Below are 21,893 nucleotides of genomic sequence, written 5' to 3'. Positions count from 1 at the left end.
TCAGGCCCGCGGGTCGCCGAGGCGGTCGCCCGTCAGCTCCCGGAGAGATCGCGGCGGATCGACCACACCGCGGCGGCCAGGAAGAGGGCGGTCCAGATGGCGAAGGCCCGCAGGTATGCGGCGTTGCCGGACGCGCCGATCAGCATGCTGCTCAGCGGGAGCCGGCTCTGGAACTTGCCGATCACGCCCTCGACCGCGATCATCCACAGCGCCCAGCCGGCGAACAGCCAGGTGGGGCGGCGGACCAGGGTGGCGTTCGCGACACCGAAGACCGCGATCAGGGGGACGGCCGTCAGCGTGTACCAGAAGACGTCGCCGTCGCCCTGGCCGACCACGATGATCCCGCTGACCGCCGCGGTCACGACCGCCAGGACCGCGCCGACCAGGCACTGCGCGGCCAGCACGGCCAAGCGGTGCGGCTGGCCGAGGAAGAGCAGTACGGCGGTGCGGTGCTGATAGTGCTGGGCGGTGGTGACCGCGGTGACCGCGAAGGCGCCGATGCTGATGAACAGCGCCCAGAATTCCTCGCTGAACCAGCCGGTCGCGATGCCGAGCGTGGCGTAGCAGGTCATCGACAGCCAGGCGGACCGGACGGTCAGCGTTCGGTACAGCTCGCTGAGCACGACCCGGATCACGCGTCCTCCGCCAGGCTCATGAAGACCTCTTCCAGGTTCTGGACCTCGGTGACCAGCTGATACACCGGCACCCCCACCTGCAGCGCGATGTCGCCGGCGTCCTCGGCGGTGAGCCCGCTGACGTGCAGCACCTCGCCGTCGGTGGTCACGGTCGCGCCGGCGCGCTCGTACGCCCGCCAGAGCGTGTGCGGATCCCGCCCGCGTACGCGCAGCCGGCCGCCTCCGCCCAGCGACGCGAGCGGCGCGGCCAGCCGCACCCGGCCCGCCGCGATGATCACCACGTCGTCGACCATCTGCTCCAGCTCGCCCAGCAGGTGGCTGGAGATCAGCACGGTCCCGCCGGCCGCCGCCCGCTCGCGCAGCAGCGCCCGTAGCCAGGCCATGCCGCCCGGGTCGAGACCGTTGGCCGGCTCGTCGAGGATCAGCACCGGCGGGTCGGTCAGCAGCGCGGTCGCCACCGCGAGCCGCTGCCGCATGCCGAGCGAATAGGCGCCGGTGCTCTTGTTGCCCGCCTCGGTCAGACCGACGTACTCGAGCAGCTCGTCGACCCGGCGGCGGGAGACGCCGGCGAGCAGCGCCTGCGTGACCATGTGGGAGTAGCCGCTCTGCCCCGGATGGCTGAGCCCTTGCTCCAACACCGCGCCGGCCTGCTGCAGCGGATTCTTCAGCTCGCGGTAGCGCTTCCCGTTGATCAGCGCCTCGCCGCGGGTCGGCCGGGCCAGGCCGAGCAGCATGCGCATGGTGGTGGTCTTGCCGGAGCCGTTGAGCCCCAGGAAGCCGGTGACCCGGCCGGGCGCGGCGGTGAAGGTCACGTCGCTGACGACGTCGACCCCACGGTACGTCTTCGTCAGGTCCCGGGTCTCGATCATCGCGGCGATTATTCCGAGCCCTGTCAAGCGGGTCCAACGGCCGGAAGTCAGGTGGATCACGCCTGGATCGGCCAGTCCGTAGAGCACGAGCGCACCGCCGGGCAGGGCACGGAGGGGGCGACCGAAGCCGGGCGTGGGCCCGCCCGCGCTAGCGTGTCGGTGTGGTGCGGCTGCGGCTGTTGGGGGCGGTTTCCTGGGACGGGGTCGAGGTCCGCGGGAGGCGGCTCGGCGGGCTGCTTGCGCTGCTCGCCGACGAGCTGCACGGCGGGTGCAGTGCCGGGCGACTGGTCGAGGGGCTCTGGGCGGACGAGCCGCCCGAGCATCCGGTCAAGGCGCTGCAGACGGTGGTGTCGAGGGCCAGGGCGGTGCTCGGCGGCGACATCATCGTGAGCACGGCGACCGGGTACCGACTGGCGCTCGACGACGAGCAGGTGGATGCCGCCGCCGTGCTGCGCCGGGCCGAGGGGAGCCGGCGGGCCGCGCGTGCCGGCGAGCATGCGGCGGCATTGGAGCAGGCCGAGGCGGGGCTGGCGTTGTTCGGGGCGCCGGGGAGCGGGGAGGGGCCGCTCGGGGCGGCACGAGCGGCGACCCGGGAGGAACTGCGGCGGGAGCGGGCGCTGGCGTTGTCGCGTCTCGGGCTGGCCGCGGAGGCGCTCGGGCCGCTCAGGGAGTTGCTCCGGGAGAGCGCGCTGGTCCGGGAGAGCGGGCAGACGCGGGAGAGCGCCCTGGCGCCGGATGGCGCGCTGGCACAGCCGAGCGCCCGGGACGAGGAGCTGCTGGCGGAGCTGCTGCGTAGCGAGGCCGTCGTGGTCGGGACCGCGGCGGCGCTCGAGCGGTACGAGGAGTACCGGCGGCGGCTGCGGCGTGAGCTGGGCAGTGATCCGGGGGCGCTGCTTCAGCAAGTGCAGCGGGAACTGCTCGCCGGGGACGCGCCGGTGGTGCGCAACGGGCTCCGGCACGAGCCGAACGAGCTGCTGGGGCGGGCCGCGGACGTCGCCGCCGTGCTCGAGCTGCTGCGGGTGAACCGGGTCGTGTCGGTGGTCGGGACCGGTGGGCTGGGCAAGACGCGCCTCGCCCACGCGGTTGGGTGGGCGGCGCCGCAGCGGGTGGTGCACTTCGTCGACCTGGCCGGGGTCGCGCCGGGTGGTGACGTGCTGGGCGAGGTCGCGTCGGCGGTGGGAGCGGGGGACGCACCGGGGCTGACCGGCATCGTGCACGCCTTGGACCAGCGGGCGGCACTGGTCGTGCTGGACAACTGCGAACACGTGGTGGACCGAGTCGCACTGCTGGTCCGGGAGCTGGTGGCGCGTACGGGAAATGTGCGTTTGTTGATGACGAGCCGGTCGCCGCTGGGGTTGTCCTCGGAAGTGATCCATCCGCTTCCGCAGCTGGATCTCGTGACCATGGTGCGGCTCTTCGAACAGCGTGCGCTGGCGGCGCGGCCGTCGGCCGGCCTTCCCGGCGCGAGCGTGCGGGATCTGTGCGCGTCGCTGGACGGGCTTCCGCTGGCCGCGGAGTTGGCGGCGGCGCGGGTACGAGTGATGTCCGTCGACGAGATCACCCGGCGGCTCGACGACCGGTTCGCGCTGTTGCGGGGCGGGCGGCGGGACGCGCCGGAGCGGCATCGGACGTTGCACGCGGTGATCGACTGGAGCTGGCATCTGCTGGAACCGCGGGCGCGGGCGGCGATGCGTACGCTATCGGTGTTTTCCGGGGGTTTCACCGCGGCCGCGGCGGCCTTCATGACCGGGGACGACGCCGTCCTGGAGCAGCTGGTCGATCAGTCGTTGGTCGAGGTGGTGGAGGGCGAGGCCGGCACCCGGTTCCGGATGTTGGAGACGGTGCGCGAGTTCAGCCTGGCGCGGCGCGCGGAGGCGGGGGAGACGGTCGACCGATTCCTCGCCTGGGTGGGGGACTGCTGGCGCCGGTTGCCCGAATACGAGCAGGACATCGATCTCGTACGCATGGTGAACGCGATCCGGGCCGAGCAGGACAATCTGGTGCAGGCACTCCGGTGTGCGCTGGAGCGTGCCGACAACGCCACGGTCGCGGCGGCGTCCGCGCTGCTCGGCACGCTGTGGATCACCGATTCGAACCTGGTGCGGCTCGTCGGGCTGGCCCGGGACGTGCCCGAGGCGTTGTCCCGGGTGCGGCCGGCCGGCGATCGCGACCTCGTCGAGGCGGTCCGGACGGCCGCAGTGTGGTGTGCGGTGATTGCCTACCTCATGCGCGAGCCGCGACCGCTGCGCGCGCTGGCCACGCTGCGCTCGCTGCCGCCGCCCGAGCCGTCGACGATGGTCGGGGCGGTGCAGATCGCGCTGAGCGCGCCGGACCTGGCGGCGCTGACCGAGCTGTGCGACAGCGAGTGGCCGCTGGTCGCGAGCGTCGCCAGCTTCGCGCACAGCCATCTGCTGGAGAACACCAACGATCTGCCCGGCGCGCTGAAGTCGGCGCGACGGATGCTGGAACGGCTCCAGGACGACGGAGCATTGTGGGCGCGGGCGCTCGCGCACGCCCGGATCGGCGAGCTGTGCCTGCAGGCCGACCCGGGCCGGGAGGCGTATCTGCACCTCGCCGCCGCCCTGTCGATCATGGAGGAGCTCGGTGCGTGGCCCAGCGCGGCGCGCGCCCGATGGGCGATCGTGGTGGCGAACCTGCAGCGTGGCGCGTTCGAGGAGGCGGAGCAGGGGCTGGACCGGCTGGCCGGCGGGAGCACGCTGGAGGAAGCCTGGCGGCCGGCGTTCGACACCTGCGCCCGCGCCGAGATCCTGCTCGGCCGGGGCGACATCGACGGCGGACTGAGCCTGTGGCGGCGGGCGGCCGCAGCCGTGCAGGGCGCCGACGACGCCCGCTGGGCCTGGGACGTGTCGTCGGTCGCGGTGATCGCACATGCTCGGCACGGCCGGCTGGACCTCGTCGCGGACCAGGCCGGCGCGCTGCCCTCGGTGCTGGCGACGCTGTTGCCCACCGCGTCGGCGGTCGAGTTCCCGAGCTGCGGCACGCTGCTGCTGGCCATCGCCCTGTCCACCTCGGACGCGGCGGCGAAATCTCGGATGATCGCCCTGGCCGACCGGCTGGGCCTGCGGCTGGATTTCCAGCCGACCATGTCGCCGGCGTGGGCCCGGGAGGTCGCCGTAAAGGCGGATCCGTCGGCGTACGCGGGGGCGGTCTCCGCGTACGCCGGAATGGGTCCGGAAGAGCTGCGAACCGCGGCCTTGTCCTATCTGTTGGGGTCCCGCGCGAACAGCGCACGCGCCCACAGATAGCCGCACCCGGCCAGCGCCAGGCACCAGCCGACCGCGGTGAGCCATCGGTCGCCGACGGCGGTGCCCAGCAGCAGCGCCCGCAACGTGTCGATGATCGGCGTGAACGGCTCGTGCCCGGCGAACCAGCGCACCGCGCCGGTCATCGACTCCGGCGGCACGAACGCGCTGCTCAGGAACGGCAGCAACTGCAGGATCAGGGTGAACGGGGCGACCCCCTCGGCGGTCTTCGCGGCCAGCCCGGCCGCCACGCCCAGCCAGGTCAGCGCGATCGTGAGCAGCGTCAGCAGACCGGCGGCGGCGAGCCAGCCGAGTGGGCCGCCGTGCGGTCGCAGGCCGAGGGCGAGCGCGACCAGGATCACCAGCACGGCGCTGGCGAGCGTGCGCACCGTCGAGCCGACGACGTGGCCGGTCAGCACCGCGGCCCGGGAGATCGCCATGGTCTGGAACCGCGCGATCACGCCCTCGGTGATGTCCCGATTGACCGCGAGCGCGGTGGTCGTGGCGCCGTAGCCGACCGTCATGATCAGCACGCCGGCCACGACGTAGTCGATGTAGTCGTCGCTCGACCCGAAGCCGGCTCGCAGCGCGCCGCCGAAAACCCCGACGAACAGCAGCAGGAGTACGACCGGCAGCCCGATCGTCATGATGATCGCACCGGGATTTCGCTGGGTGTGCCGGAAGTTGCGGCGCACCATGGTCAATGCGTCGGTCATCGCGCCGCCTCCTTTTCGGTCAGCTTGTGGAAGACGTCCTCGAGATCGGGCGTGTGCACTTCCAGGCTGGCGTTTTCTATGCCCGTTTTGTCCAGCCGGTCGAGGAGGTCTCGCAGGGCGCGGACTCCTCCGTCGCTAGGTACGCGGAGGGCAAGCGTCTCCTCGTCGGGTTTGGCGTTTTGGAGCGCTTGGGCCGCTCGATTCAGGTCAGATTTATCATGAAATAGGAGGCGTACGTGCCCACCCGGCAGCCCCCGTTTCAGCTCGTCGGGAGTGCCCGTAGCGACCAGCTTCCCGCCGTTGAGGACCGCGATCCGGTCGGCCAGTTCGTCGGCCTCGTCCAACTGCTGCGTGGTCAGGAAGATCGTCACGCCGCCGGCCACGAGCTCCCGCACGGTGTGCCACATCAGCCGCCGGCTGCGCGGGTCGAGCCCGGTCGTCGGCTCGTCCAGGAAGATCACCCGGGGTCGCCCGATCAGCGTCATCGCGAGATCGAGCCGGCGTCGCATGCCGCCGGAACAGGTCGACGCGAGCCGCTTCGCCGCATCCACGAGATCGAACCGGTCGAGCAGCTCGGCGGTCCGGCGCCGGCCCTCACCCCGCGGCAGATGGTGCAAATCTGCCATCAGGATCAGGTTCTCCTCGGCGGTGAGCAGATTGTCGACCGCGGAGAACTGCCCGGTCACCCCGATCGCGCCGCGCACCGCCTGCGGCGCGGTCGCGAGATCGTGCCCGGCGATGCTCGCCCGGCCCCCGTCGGAGCCGATCAATGTGGACAGAATCTGCACCGTGGTGGTCTTGCCCGACCCGTTCGGGCCGAGCAGGGCGAACGTCGTACCCTCCGGAACGTCGAAGTCGATGCCGTCGAGCACGACCTTGTCGCCGAACGACTTGCGCAGGCCCGAGACCGCGATTGCGCTGGGCATGCCGCTCCCTCCCTCGTGCGGCGCGATTCGCCGCTCCTACCGTTCGCGGCGCGATTCGCCGCTCCTGCCGTTCGCGGCGCGATTCGCCACGAACGGTAGGAGCCTGCGCGGGGGTGGATTCACGGCGGCTTCACCGCGGTGTCGTTGCCATATGTCATCAATGCCGGTATCTGAGACAATCGCTGGTTTTTCAGGCCGTAACCGGGTGAAGACTGAGTGTGTGGGCGCCGCCGCCCCGAGAGACGTGGGGGCCGCGCGCCGCCAGTTCCCGCTACGTCTGGACGGAGGCAACGATGCCAGGAAACCGAGCAGTGGTGTACGAGGGACCCGGACGCGTTGAGGTCCACGACATCGACTACCCGACGTACGAACTGAAGGACGGGCCGGGCGTCAACAAGGCCAACATCGGCCGCAAGGTCCGGCACGGGGCGATCCTCAAGGCGGTCGCCACCAACATCTGCGGCAGCGATCAGCACATGGTGCGCGGGCGGACCACCGCCCCCGCGGGCCTGGTGCTCGGCCACGAGATCACCGGTGAGGTGGTGGATGTCGGGCCGGACGTCGAGTTCATCAAGCCCGGCGACGTGTGCTCGGTGCCGTTCAACATCGCCTGCGGCCGGTGCCGCAACTGCAAGGAAGGCAAGACGGGCGTCTGCCTGAACGTGAACCCGGACCGTCCCGGCTCGGCGTACGGGTACGTCGACATGGGTGGCTGGATCGGCGGGCAGGCCGAGTACGTGCTGGTCCCGTACGCGGACTGGAACCTGCTCCGATTCCCGGACCGCGACCAGGCGATGGAGAAGATCCTCGACCTGGCCATGCTGACCGATATCTTCCCGACCGGCTACCACGGCTGTGTCAGCGCCGGCGTCACCACGGGTTCGACCGTGTACGTGGCGGGCGCGGGCCCGGTCGGCCTCGCGGCGGCCACCTCGGCGTACCTCCTCGGTGCGGCCGTGGTGATCGTGGGTGACCTGAACGAGGAGCGGTTGGCGCAGGCCCGCAGCTTCGGCTGCGAGACGGTGAACGTCGCCGAGGGCGACCCGGTCGAGCAGGTGCAGCAGATCCTCGGTCACGACGCGCCGGCGATCGGTGAGCCGTTGGTGGACGCCGCGGTCGACGCCGTCGGCTTCGAGGCGCGCGGGCACGGCGAAAACGCTCAGACCGAGATGCCGGCGACGGTGTTGAACTCGCTCATGACGATGACCCGGGCGGGCGGCGCGATCGGCATTCCCGGCCTGTACGTGACGGGCGACCCGGGCGGCGTCGACGAGTCGGCGAAGGTCGGCTCGCTCTCGCTGCGACTGGGCCTGGGCTGGGCGAAGTCGCACTCCTTCGTCACCGGCCAGTGCCCGGTCATGAAGTACAACCGCAATCTGATGATGGCAATCCTCCACGACAAGGTACAAATCGCCAAGAACGTGAACGCGACGCCGATCACGCTGGACCAGGCGCCGCGCGGGTACGAGGAGTTCGACAAGGGCGCGGCACGCAAGTACGTGCTGGACCCGCACGGCGTGCTCGGCTCCCGGGCCGCCTGACGCCGCCACGGCCGGGGGTCGCCTTTGCCGCGGTCCCCGGCCCGTTGCGCCTTCCCGCCCGGATGCGATCACCCGAACTTCGTCCACTGCCCTTCGGAGATCACCTCGACCGAGTCGTCGACGACCTTGATGGCTGTCTGCTCGTCGATGGCGTAGGCCGGGACGCCGATGCCGGCGGCCCATCGCTCCGCGTGAGCCAGGGTGTTCGTCGGGAACGCCTCCAGGTGCGGGAAGATCGAGAAGTCGACGACTCCCAGGGTGCGGTCGTCCGGTGCGGACGGCCACTCGACGAAGTCCGCTCCGATCCGGGGCGTCATCACCATGCTTCCGGCACTCACTCCGACCCAGACCAGGTCGGGTAGCGACGGCAGCAGATCGGCCAGTCCAGACTCCCGCATCCAGTGGCACAGGTACGTCGCATCACCGCCGTCGACCAGGAGCACGTCGGCCTCCCGGACCCAGGGAGTCCATCGCGGGGCGCCGATGCTGGGCAGCGCGGTGAGCTCGAGGACTCCGAGCGACCGCCAGCCCAGGCCGGTCAGGTATCGAAAATCGGGGTCGGCGGCCACGAAGCGCCGTACCGACGCCGGACCGCACATCGGGTGACCCCACTGCGCTGTCGGTACGCAGAGGGCGTCGCACTCGGCGAGCGGCTTGCCAAGCAGTTGTAGGAGCGCCGCGTGGATGCTGGGGTTCGTGACGCCGCCGGACGTGAGCAAGAGCTTCAAGGTGGGCCTCCGAGGTTCGCGCTTGTTCCTATTGACCGGAGCTGGCGCCCAAACTCATCGCGGACCGCACCCACCGGAGCGAGGCCGGGCGGGTCCGGCCCCGCCCGGCTCAAGGGCTCGGATCAGGCCGTCTTCAGCGACTTCAGCTGCTGCCGAGCCGACTTGGCGGCGTCTCGGATCGGCTTGACCGCGGCGCGGATGGCGTCGCCGTCCGGACCCGGCTTGATGGCCAGCAGCGTGTCGACCTTGCCGGTCAGCGAGGACTGAATGGCGTCGAGCTTGCTCTGGTCGACGTCCTTGTGGGTGCGCAGCTTGCCGACCACGGCCAGTTCGGTGTCGATGGCCGCGGTCAGGTGCACCTTCGGGCCGGTCAGGATGAAGACACGGAAGTCGTCGATCATGCTCTGGGCGTCCGCCTTGACCGCGGTGCCGGTGGTCTCGCCGCCCACCTTGACCCGCAGCGCCTTCAGCTCGGTGGTCTGGTCGCTGAGCAGCGTGCTCAACGTGCTGCGGTGGCCGGCCTGCACCTGCTTGGCGCCGGCCAGCTCGGTCCCGAACCGGGTGAGCGCGGCGAGGCGCAGGTCGATGCGGGCGGTGACGGCCTGCTTGGCGACGTCGAGGGCCTTGCCGTCGGCGGTGGCGGCCTGCTTGGCGGCGTCGAGGGCCTTGCCGTCGGCGGTGGCGGCCTGCTTGGCGGCGTCGAGGGCCTTGCCGTCGGCGGTGGCGGCCGAGGCCGGCGCGGCGCTCGCCGCGAGTACGGCTCCGAGCACGGCGGTGGCGACGGCGCAGGACTTGAATACGCGGTTCATCGGTCGAGGGCCTCTCAGTCGGAGTCTTTGGTGGGCTGGGAGTCGCTGCTGAGCTGCTTGTCGACGTCGTCGAGCATCGAGTTGACGTCGTGGGTGTCGTTCGCGGTCGCCCGGCCGCCGGCGGAGGTCGCGCCGGTGCCGGTATTCGTGGACTTGCCGCTGGTCGCTGCCGTGCCATGCGTCGCGGCGGGGGCGCCGCCGACCGCTGGGCCGCCGGACGACTGTGCGTGCTGCCGGTCGCAACCGCCCAGCAGCAGCACGCCGACCGCCAGCGCCACGGCGAAGGTTCGTCTCATGGCGACAGATCTTGGGGATCGTCGGTCAGCGATCGGCCAGGCCGAGGTAAGGGTTCCGTCAAGATCTCGGACGTGCGCACTCGAATAGCGACGACCGGCCGGCGATCGGAGTGTCAGGCGAATTTCCGGAAGATGGTCTGCGCCTGTCGGAAGAATGCCACCGTCAAAATCATGAGTGAACTTAACATTTCTACCGAGGCAGTTCCCGACAACCCCACCTATGCGGAATTCTTCGAAGGTGAGTTGAAATCCGAGACGGATCGCAGGGCCAAGCTCGACAGTCGCGGAGCGGCTCTACTCGCCTCGTCCGGAGCCGTCCACGCCATCCTGGTCGGCCTTGGTTCAATCAACGGAGGACGTTCTCGCTCGACCGTTCCTCATTGGATTATCCCGCTCTTGGCGGTGGCGCTCCTGGCGTTCCTCGCGGCGGCGGTGGCCGGGGTGGCCGCTCAGCTGAATTATGGCTACAAAGCCACCAGCACCGCGGCGCTGAAGTCGATGCTCGACGAGCGCTGGCGAGACTCCTCCGGCGAGTCGATGCACCGCGTGGGCGCGGACCGCCTTCAGTCCATCGAGAGTCTGAGGTCGGGCAACCATAAAAAGGATGTAGCCCTTCGCTGGGGCTACGGATTCCAAGTAGCTGCGATTGTCTTCCTCGGCCCGGTGGCAATCGTCATTGTCGCCGTCAAATAGCGCCGCCACTCGCAGCCGGGTGTCTGGGTCGTCGATTTGCCGATGCGGCCTGCCTCATTCCAGGCCGGTCAGCGACGATCCAGCACCCGCCGGCGACCTGGTCGCTCATGCCTTCGGTCGGCGAATGTCCTTGATCGTCTGTCGTATGAACAGGTAGACGGCTCCGACGCACAGGAACGCCAAGAGCCCGAAGAGGATCGTGATCGCTGTCACCCAGCCTCGGGCAGGCTGTTCCGGGCGCGAGTAGCTGATCGCACCGCGGGTGCCTTGATTCTGCCCGATCTCGAAGGTGTCGCCGGGCTTCTCGCCTTTCATAAAACCTGGCTTGTCGATGAGCACCCGAGGGCCGGCTCCGTCGCTCCAGGTGATGGAGACGGTGCACGCATCGAAGTAGCCGAAGCCATGCCAGGTGATCGGGCCATGCCGCTGACATTGCTCGACGGTTGCGGTGCCGTGCCGGGCGGCGTCGTGGTAGTCCGGGCCGGTGAAGCGGCCGACGGTTGCCGAGACCAACATGAACACAGCCGCCAGCAGCAACAGCACCAGCACACCGGCGACGCTGCCGAGAGCCGTTCCGCGGCGCTGGTCGACCACAGGGGCTTCGGCGGGACTGTTCCGCGCGGCGCGGGTGCGGGTGACGTCGGCCTCGGCCTCGGCAAGAAGCTCGTCCATCCGGCGTCGGCGGGCGGCCCTGCGATCGTCATCGGTCATCGGTCAACCTCGCTCAGAGTGGCAGCTCGATCGTCGGTGCAGGGGGTTCACCGTCGTGCAACTGACCGCCGGTGGTGCTGCCATTCTGAATGCCGTTCATCTTGATCCCCTCGCGCAACGCGTCCACGGCCACCCGGCTCTTGGTGCCGTAGACGACCGCATCGCCCTGGGCCATGGTCCCGTACGCGTGCTTGTACGCCTTCCACGGACCTTGGCTGTCCGAGAGGTAGCTGTCGGCGGCGTGCAGCTTCGAGGAGTTGAGGAACAGGGATCCGTAGGCCAGCTCCGACGCCGAGTTGTCAACCAGCCTCGTGATCCGGTCGATCAGCGTGACCATCGCCGGGAACTTGCTGCCCAGCTTGCCGATCGCCTCGGTGAGCTGCCGCAGCAGCCGGATGACCTTGCCGGCCACCTCGGCGACCATCAACGCGACCTCGGCGAGGACCTTCGGGATCGTCACCACCAGCAGCGCCTGGAGGGCTTTGGAGATCGCGGCGCCGACCAACTCGGCGACGAGATCGCGAATCGTGTTGCGGAACACGCCGACGATCGAGCCGGCGACCAGTGTTGCCTCAGCCATCGAATCGGCGATCTCGCCGAGCGCGAGCGTGCTGCCGGCCATCTGCGAGGCCTTGGCCCGGTAGGCGTTGACCGCTTCGGAGCTCCAGTTGGCGGTCTTGGCGGTCACCTGGTCGGCGAAGTACTCGGCCGCCTCATAGGTTCGCTTTTGCAGATTACGCCAGGTGGCGGCGTGACCCTCGATCTCCTTCGGGTCGCCGAGCAGTTTGTCCATCGGTTCGCGCAGGCAGTCGAGGTGCTCCATCAGCCAGCCGACGCCGGCCGCGAACACGGCCTGGAACGGGTCCATGACCGCCCCCAGGGCGCTGAGCCCGACTACCGCCATGTTGCCGAAGCCGGCGAGATAGTTCTCGTTCTGGAAGCCGTCCTTCATGCCCATGGCGGCCTCGACGATGCCGGCACCCTCATAGCCCGCCGTCTCGGACTCACCCGCGATGAGGCTCGGCCGGGTAATTGCGGCGTCGCTCATCGGGTCCCCTTCAGGCGGTCAGCGGCGCGGCCGTCGCTGTTGTCGAAGTCGTCGGCCATCGCCCGCAGCTGATCGGCCAGCCCGTTCAGGCCATCGACCGCCTTGACATAGGCGGCGATCGCGTGGTCACCGTGCGGGTTGATGTACTGCTCCGCGATCAGCAATCCGACGAAATGGCCGTAGGCACCGCTCGAGACCCGAATGTACGAAGCCGCCGCACGCGCCTCGTCCAGCATCCGGGCCGCCTCGTCCACGTCACGCGCGTGCTGGCGAACATCGTCCGGGGGTATCTGGATGCCCATCAGCGCACCTCCGGCTCGTCCTCTGCATGGGGATATCTGCTGGTATATGCATCCGTGACGAAGGCCGCCGTGCTCGAATCGGACCCATAGATGCTCGACACCAGCTCGCCTACCCGGTCGGCGAGCTTCGCCTGAGCCTGTCGTGACGTGGCGAGCACGATCCTCGCCAGCTCCTCGCGGGAAACCGCCTCGGCCTCGGGATGAAACCGCAGATCGGAGAGGCCGCCGGCCGAGTCGACGCGGACCGTCACCTCACCGTTCGGTGAGCGCAGCGTGACCTCGGCCGCCTCGAGCTCCGCGCTCAACTGCAACGACAACCGCGTCTGAGCTTCAACGCGCGCCTCGAACGAACCCAACACATCTTCCGTGTCCGGTGCCATCACTCATTCCCCCATGTCGAACACCGTTACCGGCAGCCTCGTCCCAACGCACTCGAGGTGACGTGTCATCGGACAAGACGACGACTGCCGGCGCGCATTCTCGATCAAGATGCCAGATCAGTGCCAGATCGACCAGCCGGCACCGGTGAATGGCGGGCAGTAACCCAGGTTCTCGCCGGCGCCGATGGCGGCTTGACGGGGGCGCGGGTCGGAAAGACGTCGACCATTCCCGTGTTTTCGACCTTGGCGCCGGTTTCCTCGACGCTGCGATGGACACGTACGGTTTGTCCGGCATTCTTGACAACGACGACGCACGCGGATGCGAGCAATCAACCCACCGTCTCACCGTGGCGATTCGTCAGGTCGGCTCACGAAGGACGGCCGTGCGTACGTGTCGGTGACCGCTGGTCGGGTAGGCGGGCGGTGCGGCCGGGAGTAGATCGTGTAAGGGAAAGCCGCACTTGACCGCCACGCGGCAGGACGCCTGATTGCCGTCCGCGTGCAACAAGTCCAAGCGAGTAAGCGGGAGTATGTCCTGCGCCTGCAGGGCCCATAGAGACACGGTCTCCAGAGCGCGCGTGGCTACCCCCTGCCCCCGTGCGTGAGCCGCGGTCCAATAGCCGACCTCCGCTGTCGCTGCGCTGCCTACCCGCACTACCACGTGGCCGAACGGCGCTCGGTCATCCGCGTCGGTGGGCACCACGGCGAAACTGAACCGTGTCGCGGCAGCCCAGCCATTGGCCTGTAGGTCCAGCCACTGCCGGGCCTCGTCCTCGTCGGCCAGTGAGGTGGACAGCCACCGGCGCAGCACCGGGTCACGATGCGCGGCGATCAGCGCCGGCAGGTCGTTGAGCCGCCACGGTCGCAGGCGCAACGCGGCGACGGACCCAGTTCCCGGCACGGACAAGACGATCGTCATCGTGGCTGCCGCTCAACGACCGGTCCATCGACGATCTCGGCGGGTATTACCGCACGCGCGTCGAGGTCATCGAACGGCAGCGCGTTGTGGCGCGAGGACCGGCTCACGGCGAGCCGGGTTCGTGACTTGGGCATCCGAGTTTGTCGACATCGCTCGTTGCACACGAGGCGATGGTGGCACGGCGAGCCGGCGAATCAGTGAGGACGCACCGGCGAGAACGGCTTCGCTGCTACGGTCATCGCGTCGGCGAAAGGCAATGGGGGTGGCCGTGGACCCGTCGGAAAAACAGTCGCCTCTGCCGCGCTTCATGATTCTCATCTACGAGCGCGAGGCGCCGGAGAGCGCGTCAGCGGCCCCGCCCACCGTTCTCGAAGCCCACCTGCACTTGCCGCGGCAGATAGCCGAGACCGGTGCCCAGATCATCGCCGGCAATGCGATGGGGCCGCCAAACAACGCCGTGTCGATCCGCGACAACGTCCCCATCGGCGGCTCCCTGGCCGGCACGGACCAGACCCTGGCCGGCTACTTCCTGGTGGAGGCATCGGATCTGGACCATGCAGTCTGGATCGGCCGCATGATTCCCGTCATCGACGGCTGGGTTGAGGTGCGCCCGGTCCTCACATCCTGACTCCGAACCTCGCCCGCGAGCGCCACAACAGGCGCGTGTGGCGCGGGTCGTCCTTCGGGGGAGTCTCGGGTTCGAGGATGGAGACGACCACCGGCCCGGCGGTCGCTCCTCGAGGACAACCGGACAGATCACCGACCGCACCACCGAGCGTCAGGGGACCACACCGATGCACGCCACGACACCGCCGAGCGAGCCGTTGGTCCTCGCCGTCGATTGCTCGACGACCGCGGCCAAGGCCGTCGCGCTCGACGGGTCCGGGCAGGTGGCGGCGTCCGCCGTCCGGCACCTGGACCTGGCCCGTCCCGGCCCGAGCCGACACGAACAGGACGCCGGGCAGTGGTGGTCAGCCACGGTCGGTGCGCTGGCCGAGGCGGTGGCCGCCCTCGGCGCGGACGCCGCCCGGGTGACGGCGGTGAGCGTCACTCACCAGCGAGAGTCGTTCGTGTGCCTGGACGCCGGAGGTCGCCCGCTGCGGCCGGCCATCCTCTGGCTCGACAGCCGGGCCGACCGCGAGATCGCCGAGCTGGGGTCCGACCGGGTGCGCGAGGTATCCGGGAAACCGCCGGACGTCACCCCCGCCATCTACAAGATCGCCTGGATGTCCCGGCACGAGCCCGAACTGCTGCGATCCGCGGTCCGGGTCGCCGAGGTGCACGCGTACCTCGCCGCCCGGCTCACCGGACGCTGGGTGACAAGCGTCGGGTCGGCCGACTCCCTCGGCCTGCTCGACCTGCGGGCCGGAGACTGGTCCCCGGAGCTGCTCGAGCTGGCCGGCGTCCGCCGCGACCAGCTCCCCGATCTGGTACCTCCCGGCACGCCGATCGGGCCGCTGCTGCCCGAGGTCGCCGCCGCCATCGGCCTCCCGTCACCCGTACCCCTCATCGCCGGGATCGGCGACGGGCAAGCGGCCGGCCTGGGTGCCGACGTCACCGGCCCCGGCGCCGGTTACCTGAACCTAGGCACGTCCATGGTGATGGGCGTCGCCGCGGCCGACTACGCGACGTCGCCCGCCTTCCGCACGCTGGCGGGCGCACCGTCCGGGACATTCGTGCTCGAGACCATCCTCAACGCCGCCGCCTACCTGACCGGCTGGTTCCGGCGGGAGTTCGGCGACCCGGCCCACGGCGGCGCGCTCGACCCGGCGCTGGAGGCGGCGGCCGAGGCGGTGCCGCCCGGCTGCGAGGGCCTGCTCACCGTGCCCTACTGGAACTGCGCGCAGACTCCCTACTGGGACACCGCCGCTCGCGGCGTCACCCTCGGCTGGCACGGCGGGCACACCCGGGCGCACCTCTACCGGTCGCTCATGGAGGGGGTGGCGTTCGAGCTGCGCCTGCACCTGGAAGGGCTGGAGGCGGTCACCGGCACCCGGGTCGACGTGCTGCGGGCCATGGGCGGTGGCAGCCGTAGCCCGCTGTGGACGCGGATCGTGGCGGACATCACCGGCCGCCCGCTGCGGTTGTGCCACGGCGAGGAGATCAGCGCCCGGGGCGCGGGCATCCTGGCGTGGGCCGGGGCGGTCCCCGGAGCGGACGTCGCCTCGGCCGCCGCCCGGATGGCCTCCTTGGGCGATACCGTCGTCCCGCGGCCGGAGCACACCGCAAAATACGAGCGTCTCTTCACCGTCCAGAGGCAGATTTACCCGAGGCTGCGGGAGGTGTTCGCGGAGCTGGCCCGATCATGAACGACGGATCGTGGCTAGCACGCATCGGCGGTGGGCCCGGCTCGCGGGGGAGCTGATGGGAAGCGCTGGCATGGCGCGGCGGCACGGGACAATCGTGCCGCCGCGGCCCGCCGGTCCCGGCCCGGAAGAGTCCGCTGGGGCAGCCAGGACGACGTCTTTTCCAACCCGAGGGTGCGGGGCGCCGATCAACCGACCTGCTGTCCTCGGCCACGCAATGACGGCTCGTCCGGCCTCCGCGGCGGCGCGCGGCACTCTCGAGAGATCGACCTTGTGAGTCAGCATTGCCCCCCGTCTGCCGAGGACATCCAGCAGATCGACGTCAACCCTGGCAGGCTTGCCCGCCTGCGCACCAGAGACTTCACCGGTAACTCACCCGTACTATCTCGGCGTGACCGGAGGATCGACGTTCGGGCTCGCCGTGCGGGCCCACCGGCGTCGGCTGGGGCTTTCGCAAGAAGACCTGGCCGAGCGGATCGGGGTCAGCACGAGCACCATCGGCAAGGTGGAATCCGGCCGGATCCGCCATCCCCGGCCGGTCACGATGCGCCTGCTTGCGGATGCCTTCGGGTTGGCCGGCGAGGCGCGGGACACGTTCTGTCAGACGGCCGAAGCCCCGCCCGATCCGCCATCGGGCTTCCCGGTGGTGGCCCAGCTACCGTCGGACGTGTACCCGTTCACCGGCCGCGCGGCGGAACTGGCCAGGCTGGATGCGCTGCTGGCCGTCGCGGGCGAGCGGCCGACCGTGGCGCTGATCTCCGCGTTGTCCGGCATGGCCGGGATCGGGAAGACAGCCCTCGCGGTGCATTGGGCCCGTCAGGTCTCCGATCAGTTCCCCGACGGCCAGCTGTATGTCAACCTGCGCGGCTTCGACCCGTCCGGCCGGGTGATGGATCCCGCCGACGCCATCCGCGGCTTCCTGGACGCCCTCGGCGTGGCACCCAACCGGATCCCGGCGGGTGCGGACGCCCAGGCCGCGCGCTACCGGAGCCTGCTCGCCGGCAAGCGCGTCCTGGTGGTGCTCGACAACGCCCGCGACGCCGAACAGGTCCGGCCGCTATTGCCGGCCAGCCCGGCCGCCCTGGTCCTGGTGACCAGCCGCAATCAGCTCACCGGCCTGCTCGCCACCGATGGCGCGCACCCGCTCCAGCTCGGCGTCCTGAGTCCGGCGGAGTCCCGCGAGCTGCTGCACGAGCGGCTCGGCGACGATCGCGCGGCCGCCGAGGCCGGCGCCGTGCCGGACATCGTCTCGGCCTGTGCGGGGCTGCCGCTCGCGCTGAGCATCGCCGCCGCCCGGGCGCAGCAGTCGGGTTTTCCGCTCGCCGCCCTCGCCGCCGACCTGAACGAGGCCAGTCATCGGCTCGACGTGCTGGACGCCGGTGACCCGCTCAGCGACGTACGCTCCATCTTCTCCTGGTCGTACGCCAGCCTCACGCCGCCGGCGGCGCGGCTGTTCCGCCTGCTGGGCCTGATTCCCGGCGCCGATCTGTCCACGGTGGCGGCCGCGGCGCTGGCCGGCGCGCCGGTGGCCGGGACGCGCCGGATGCTGACCGAGCTGACTCGGGCGAACCTCGCGAGCGAACACCGGCCCGGCCGATACACCCAGCACGACCTGCTTCGCGCGTACGCCGAAGAGCTGGCCTCGCCGGACGAAGCCGGTGCCGCGTCGGCCCGCCTCGTCGCCCATTACGTGCACACCACCTGTGCGGCCAATCGCCTCGTCTACCCCAATCTGGGCCCGATCGCCGTGCCGCTCGAACCGCTGCCGCCCGGCGTCGAGATCGACCAGATCGCCGACCAGCAGGCCGCCCTGGCCTGGCTGACCGCCGAGCACGCCAACCTGCTCGCGGCCGCCGCGTATGCCGCCGCTGCCGGCCAGCACGCCTTTACCTGGCAGCTCGCGTGGGGCCTGGACACCTTCCACTACCGTCAGGGGCACCCGCACGACCAATTGACTACCTGGCATGCCGCCGTCGCTGCGGCCGAGCACCTGAAGATCACGCACGTGTCGGCCTATTCGCACCGTAGGCTCGGCGAGGCCTACCGGCGGGCCGGGCGGCCGGCCGAGGCGTCCGACCAGGCCCGGACGTCCCTGCTGCTGTTCAACGACATCGGGGACTGGCGCGGCGAGGCGGGCGTGCACCTCGACCTGTCCATGCTCGCCGAACAACAGGGCGATCTCGAAGCGGCCCTCGAGCACGCCGAGCGGTCCCTCGCCATCATGTCCGACCAGTCCGGTCTCGGGGAGCAGGGCGAGCGCACGTTGGCCCGCGCCCTCAACACGGTCGGCTGGTTCAGTGCGCTGCTGGGCGACCACGTCGCAGCCCTGGACTTCTGCGAGAAGGCGCTGGCCATCAACATCGGGCTGGGCGACGACGAGAGCATCGCGGCCACCCTGGACAGCCTCGGCTACGCCCACCAGCATTTGCGCGACCACGGGCAGGCCGTCGACTGCTACCAGCGGGCCATCGAGATCTTCCACCGGCTCGGCCACGCCGCCATGACCGCCGACGCCCTGAAACGCCTCGGCGACACCTACCACGAGGCCGGCCAGGCCGACGCGGCCCGCGATGCCTGGAGCCGGGCTCGGGACATCCGCACCAAGCTGGAACGCGGGTAAGGCTCGAACGCGGTACGAAGGGTGGCCGCAGCGGCCAGGCCGCAACCACACCGGCGTTGGCGCCGAAGCCGGACCGGGCACTGAATCAGGCATTCTTCGGCAAGAACATCCTGAACGCCTGAAACGCGTCGGGTCAGTGTGACCTCCGGAATTCTGGGTGTGGCTGCCATTTCCGGGGCCTGCAAATGGCTCATCGTCATCCCGGGTCAGCGCGCCGGCCATGCAGCGCGGTGCGTGGGTGGGTGGGTGACCTGCTTCACTCGTTGCTCTCGGGCCCGCAACGGATTGTGTGCTACCTTGAGCAGGTTGCAGTTTTGATTTCCGTAGACGTTTCCAGCGCCTGATGGTATCTGAGCCATCCAGGCGCTTTTCGTTTTTCGTGTCGTTTCGACGCGGGTGATCAACGCGGCGGCGGCAGAGTCCGCGCAGTGCGGTCTCTGAAAGCCTGCGAAGGAGCAGACATGACTACAGGTACCGTGAAGTGGTTCAACGCCGACAAGGGGTTCGGCTTCATCACCCCGGACGACGGCGGTGCCGACGTCTTCGCCCACTTCTCCTCGATCTCGACGAGCGGCTTCCGTAGCCTCGAGGAGAACCAGAAGGTGGAGTTCGACATTGCCCCGGGACAGAAGGGCCCGCAGGCGCAGAACATTCGCCCGCTCTGATCCACGCTCTGCGAACGGCGGCCCGACTGGTTCAGCGGGCCGCCGTTCGGCGTTTCGCACGCTTGCCGCGGCGTAGTGAATATCATCCGATCGACTCGACGCTCCGTTCGCCTGATAACTGTCAGACAGCCGGAATCCTCGGATCAAGGCGTCAGGCCCCGAAGGAACGACTATGACGACGACCTACTCGGGCCCTGCGAGGCTGATTCTTGTCAACGGCGCATGCATTCCTGGTATGGCCTCCCTCAGCACCAACTCGCGCGGAGGACTCACCGGCTGGGGTGGCACGTTCCGTCCGGACGAGGTCACGGCGGACCTGCGGGACGCCGTCGAGGGGCTTGAATTGGAACTGCCCTACGATCGGGCGGGGACAGTCGCCGTCACCGGCATGCGCAAACTACTCGCCACGCAGGTGCTGATGTCGCTGGCAGGCCGCGGACCCGCACCATTCTGACGATGCGCAACACAGCCGGCCGCCACAGCGCAGGGACGGCAAACGACCCGAGGCATCCGCGAAGACGCACGACAGCGGTGCGCCCGTCCGGGTTAGGCGAGGTCTAACCTGCGACCGAGAGGCCCGCTCAGCTGAGCCGCTCCACGACAAGTGCCATCGCTTGCCGGTTCGGGGCGCTCACCGCGGCGAGCCCGACCTGCAGGTCGGTGCTGCGCAGCCCGTTCAGCAGCGTCGCGATGAGCCGCGCTCCGGCCATGCCGTCCGGACGGCCGAGAGCCAGAGCGCCCCCGTGCACATTCACCCGGTCGACCTTGATATCCAGCGTCCGGTACGCGGCGACCGTGTCGGCCGCAGAAGCTTCGTCGATCTCCCACAGATCAACGTCCGCTACGCACAGCCCGGCGTGGAACAACGCCCGCCGGGCCGCCTCGACGACGGCGGCACCCTGGCTGGCTGCGGGTGCGCCGCTCACGGCGGTGCCGATGACGCGTGCCAACGGCCTCAGCCCAAGTTCCTGGGCGTACACGTCGCTGACGATGACTGTCGCCGCTGCCCCGTCGTGCAGCCGGCCCTCGATCGGCCGGGTCCGCATCGTTTCGTAGTCGGCGCCGCCGATCGGTGAGTCATCCAGAGTCACCACCGCGCCGCCAGGCACCTGCACCGGCATGATCTCGCGGCGATAGAAGCCGTTTTTGACCGCGTGCTCGGCGAGCAGGTGGCTGCGAACACGGAATTCATCCTGCTCGTAGTGGCTGATCCGGTGCCCGACGCCGGTCTGCTCGGCAGCTTGGCGCAGCGCCTCGCGGCGATCGGAGGGCCGGACGATCGCACGGCGTAGACGGCGGTGCCGAGCCGGACAAGATCGCGCCGTAGGCGTGGCCTGGGTCGCGGAGTCGGCGCCGGCGCTGATGTAGGCGTCACCTTCGCCCGCCCGGATGGCGTGCACCGCCATCCGCATGGTCTGCATCGACGAGGTGCACAGTCCGCTGACCAGAGCCGTGGGACCGACATGCAGGCCGAGCCGGGCGGCGACCTGTAATGCCGTGTCCGGCCGGCCGAAGGCGGAGCCGACATAGAGGTCGTCGATACCCGCCAAGCCGAGCTCCGGCACCTGATCGAGGGCCGCCCGGACCACGCCGGCGACCAGGTCGGCGAGGCGGACACCGGACAACGAACCCCGGCCTCCCCGGCCGATCGGCGAGCGTGTGGCCGCGACGATGACCGCGTCCCGCATCAGCACCCCCTTACGCTCGGCCTAAGCGAGCGCTTACTTACTAAGCGCTTGCTTAGCAAATCGGTGACGCGAGATCATGTCAACCCAGAGATGTGGAGGAATACATGGCCGCCTCCGGCACCGTGCCCGACGACCTGTGGAACGGCGTCGACTCGCCCGCGCGGCGGCGGCTGCTCACGGTCGGCGTCGAAGCGTTCGGCGAACGCGGCTTCCACGGCACCACCACCCGCGACATCGCCGGCCGGGCCGGGCTGAGTCCTGCGGCGCTCTACGTTCACTACCGCACCAAGGAGCTTCTGCTGTTCGACATCAGCCGCGTCGGCCACGCCGACGCGCTCGCCACGCTCGAACGAGCGGCCGATGGCGTCCGCGAGCCCGTCGCCCGCATCACGACGATGGTCGGCCATTTCGCCCGATGGCACGCGCACCACCACGCGCTAGGGCGGGTCATCCACCATGAATTGCCCGCGCTCACCTCAGAGCATTTCGAAGAGGTCGCCGTGATCAGGCGGAAGACCGAACGCGCCTTCCGCGACACCGTGGAGTCCGGCGCGGCCAGCGGCGTGTTCCGCGTGGACGATGTGCCCGACGCGAGCCTCGCGTTGATGTCACTCACGATCGACATCTGCCGATGGTGGGGCCAGGGCCGCCCACGCTCACCGGGGCGAGTCGCCAATCATTACGCCGGCCTCGCCGTCGCGATGCTGGGAGCCGGCGCCAAGTAGCTGTTCGTCGACGAACCATCGCCACACCCCTGCCCGGATCATCGAAAGAGCGA

The 21,893-nt window shown here is 69.9% G+C and carries 22 protein-coding genes; 9 read left to right on the top strand and 13 right to left on the bottom strand.

Annotation, left to right across the window (positions count from 1 at the left end):
• Positions 1–32: 32 nt before the first annotated feature.
• Positions 33–635: a hypothetical protein gene (locus ODJ79_RS16370; RefSeq protein ID WP_263024318.1), complete on the bottom strand. Its 603-nt coding sequence runs from the start codon at positions 633–635 to the stop codon at positions 33–35.
• Positions 632–1,504 carry an ATP-binding cassette domain-containing protein gene (locus ODJ79_RS16365; RefSeq protein WP_263024317.1) on the bottom strand — a complete coding sequence of 291 codons (873 nt, stop codon included), beginning with the start codon at positions 1,502–1,504 and terminating at the stop codon, positions 632–634. The genes ODJ79_RS16370 and ODJ79_RS16365 overlap by 4 nt, the downstream gene beginning before the upstream one ends.
• 161 nt (positions 1,505–1,665) lie before the next feature.
• Here ODJ79_RS16365 and ODJ79_RS16360 point away from each other — a divergent pair, with 161 nt between their 5' ends.
• On the top strand, positions 1,666–4,770 hold the full coding sequence (locus ODJ79_RS16360; protein WP_263024316.1) for an AfsR/SARP family transcriptional regulator: 3,105 nt from the start codon (positions 1,666–1,668) through the stop codon (positions 4,768–4,770).
• On the opposite strand, the gene ODJ79_RS16355 is transcribed toward ODJ79_RS16360, so the two are convergent.
• Complete coding sequence (locus ODJ79_RS16355; RefSeq protein ID WP_263024315.1) at positions 4,725–5,483, bottom strand: ABC transporter permease; 759 nt, start codon at positions 5,481–5,483, stop codon at positions 4,725–4,727. The genes ODJ79_RS16360 and ODJ79_RS16355 overlap by 46 nt on opposite strands.
• Positions 5,480–6,409: an ATP-binding cassette domain-containing protein gene (locus ODJ79_RS16350; protein WP_263024314.1), complete on the bottom strand. Its 930-nt coding sequence runs from the start codon at positions 6,407–6,409 to the stop codon at positions 5,480–5,482. Before ODJ79_RS16350 ends, ODJ79_RS16355 begins: the two co-directional genes overlap by 4 nt.
• Before the next feature lie 293 nt (positions 6,410–6,702).
• On the opposite strand from ODJ79_RS16350, the gene fdhA reads away from it, so the two are divergent.
• A complete protein-coding gene (fdhA, locus tag ODJ79_RS16345; RefSeq protein WP_263024313.1) occupies positions 6,703–7,950 on the top strand; it encodes a formaldehyde dehydrogenase, glutathione-independent in 1,248 nt (415 codons plus the stop codon).
• A gap of 68 nt (positions 7,951–8,018) precedes the next feature.
• Here the strand turns inward: fdhA and ODJ79_RS16340 are convergent, their stop codons facing one another.
• The 3 genes from ODJ79_RS16340 to ODJ79_RS16330 form a co-directional block, all read right to left on the bottom strand.
• A complete protein-coding gene (locus tag ODJ79_RS16340; RefSeq protein ID WP_263024312.1) occupies positions 8,019–8,678 on the bottom strand; it encodes a Type 1 glutamine amidotransferase-like domain-containing protein in 660 nt (219 codons plus the stop codon).
• Between the two features lie 122 nt (positions 8,679–8,800).
• Complete coding sequence (locus ODJ79_RS16335) at positions 8,801–9,487, bottom strand: hypothetical protein (RefSeq protein ID WP_263024311.1); 687 nt, start codon at positions 9,485–9,487, stop codon at positions 8,801–8,803.
• Positions 9,488–9,501: 14 nt separating this feature from the next.
• Positions 9,502–9,783 (bottom strand): hypothetical protein, encoded by a 282-nt coding sequence (locus ODJ79_RS16330; RefSeq protein WP_263024310.1) that lies wholly within the window; start codon positions 9,781–9,783, stop codon positions 9,502–9,504.
• A 171-nt stretch (positions 9,784–9,954) separates the two neighbouring features.
• Between ODJ79_RS16330 and ODJ79_RS16325 the strand changes: the two genes are divergently transcribed.
• Positions 9,955–10,476, top strand: a complete 522-nt coding sequence (locus ODJ79_RS16325) for a hypothetical protein (protein ID WP_263024309.1) — start codon at positions 9,955–9,957, stop codon at positions 10,474–10,476.
• A gap of 105 nt (positions 10,477–10,581) precedes the next feature.
• On the opposite strand, the gene ODJ79_RS16320 is transcribed toward ODJ79_RS16325, so the two are convergent.
• The 5 genes from ODJ79_RS16320 to ODJ79_RS16300 all read right to left on the bottom strand — a co-directional run bounded on the left by ODJ79_RS16320 (position 10,582) and on the right by ODJ79_RS16300 (position 13,836).
• Entirely contained in the window at positions 10,582–11,187 is a 606-nt protein-coding gene (locus ODJ79_RS16320) for a DUF6346 domain-containing protein (protein ID WP_263024308.1), read from the bottom strand.
• Positions 11,188–11,200: 13 nt separating this feature from the next.
• Positions 11,201–12,235: a hypothetical protein gene (locus tag ODJ79_RS16315; RefSeq protein ID WP_263024307.1), complete on the bottom strand. Its 1,035-nt coding sequence runs from the start codon at positions 12,233–12,235 to the stop codon at positions 11,201–11,203.
• Positions 12,232–12,537, bottom strand: a complete 306-nt coding sequence (locus ODJ79_RS16310; protein WP_263024306.1) for a type VII secretion target — start codon at positions 12,535–12,537, stop codon at positions 12,232–12,234. Before ODJ79_RS16310 ends, ODJ79_RS16315 begins: the two co-directional genes overlap by 4 nt.
• Complete coding sequence (locus tag ODJ79_RS16305; RefSeq protein WP_263024305.1) at positions 12,537–12,917, bottom strand: YbaB/EbfC family nucleoid-associated protein; 381 nt, start codon at positions 12,915–12,917, stop codon at positions 12,537–12,539. The genes ODJ79_RS16310 and ODJ79_RS16305 overlap by 1 nt, the downstream gene beginning before the upstream one ends.
• A 358-nt stretch (positions 12,918–13,275) precedes the next feature.
• Positions 13,276–13,836, bottom strand: a complete 561-nt coding sequence (locus ODJ79_RS16300) for a GNAT family N-acetyltransferase (RefSeq protein WP_263024304.1) — start codon at positions 13,834–13,836, stop codon at positions 13,276–13,278.
• 268 nt (positions 13,837–14,104) lie between these two features.
• On the opposite strand from ODJ79_RS16300, the gene ODJ79_RS16295 reads away from it, so the two are divergent.
• From ODJ79_RS16295 to ODJ79_RS16275, 5 genes are all read left to right on the top strand, one after another.
• Complete coding sequence (locus tag ODJ79_RS16295) at positions 14,105–14,464, top strand: YciI family protein (RefSeq protein ID WP_263024303.1); 360 nt, start codon at positions 14,105–14,107, stop codon at positions 14,462–14,464.
• Positions 14,465–14,630: 166 nt separating this feature from the next.
• On the top strand, positions 14,631–16,145 hold the full coding sequence (locus tag ODJ79_RS16290; protein WP_263024302.1) for a xylulokinase: 1,515 nt from the start codon (positions 14,631–14,633) through the stop codon (positions 16,143–16,145).
• Positions 16,146–16,533: 388 nt separating this feature from the next.
• Complete coding sequence (locus ODJ79_RS16285) at positions 16,534–18,762, top strand: ATP-binding protein (RefSeq protein WP_263024301.1); 2,229 nt, start codon at positions 16,534–16,536, stop codon at positions 18,760–18,762.
• 461 nt (positions 18,763–19,223) lie between these two features.
• Positions 19,224–19,427 carry a cold-shock protein gene (locus tag ODJ79_RS16280; protein WP_263024300.1) on the top strand — a complete coding sequence of 68 codons (204 nt, stop codon included), beginning with the start codon at positions 19,224–19,226 and terminating at the stop codon, positions 19,425–19,427.
• A gap of 172 nt (positions 19,428–19,599) precedes the next feature.
• On the top strand, positions 19,600–19,881 hold the full coding sequence (locus ODJ79_RS16275) for a hypothetical protein (RefSeq protein WP_263024299.1): 282 nt from the start codon (positions 19,600–19,602) through the stop codon (positions 19,879–19,881).
• Between the two features lie 127 nt (positions 19,882–20,008).
• Here the strand turns inward: ODJ79_RS16275 and ODJ79_RS16270 are convergent, their stop codons facing one another.
• Positions 20,009–21,115, bottom strand: coding sequence for a beta-ketoacyl synthase N-terminal-like domain-containing protein (locus ODJ79_RS16270; RefSeq protein ID WP_263024298.1), 1,107 nt, complete (start codon positions 21,113–21,115; stop codon positions 20,009–20,011).
• A 104-nt stretch (positions 21,116–21,219) separates the two neighbouring features.
• Here ODJ79_RS16270 and ODJ79_RS16265 point away from each other — a divergent pair, with 104 nt between their 5' ends.
• Positions 21,220–21,840, top strand: a complete 621-nt coding sequence (locus ODJ79_RS16265; protein ID WP_263024297.1) for a TetR/AcrR family transcriptional regulator — start codon at positions 21,220–21,222, stop codon at positions 21,838–21,840.
• Positions 21,841–21,893: the final 53 nt, after the last annotated feature.

The organism is Actinoplanes sp. KI2 (assembly GCF_025630775.1).
GTDB lineage: Bacteria > Actinomycetota > Actinomycetes > Mycobacteriales > Micromonosporaceae > Actinoplanes.
This window is presented reverse-complemented; position numbering and strand designations above follow the sequence as displayed.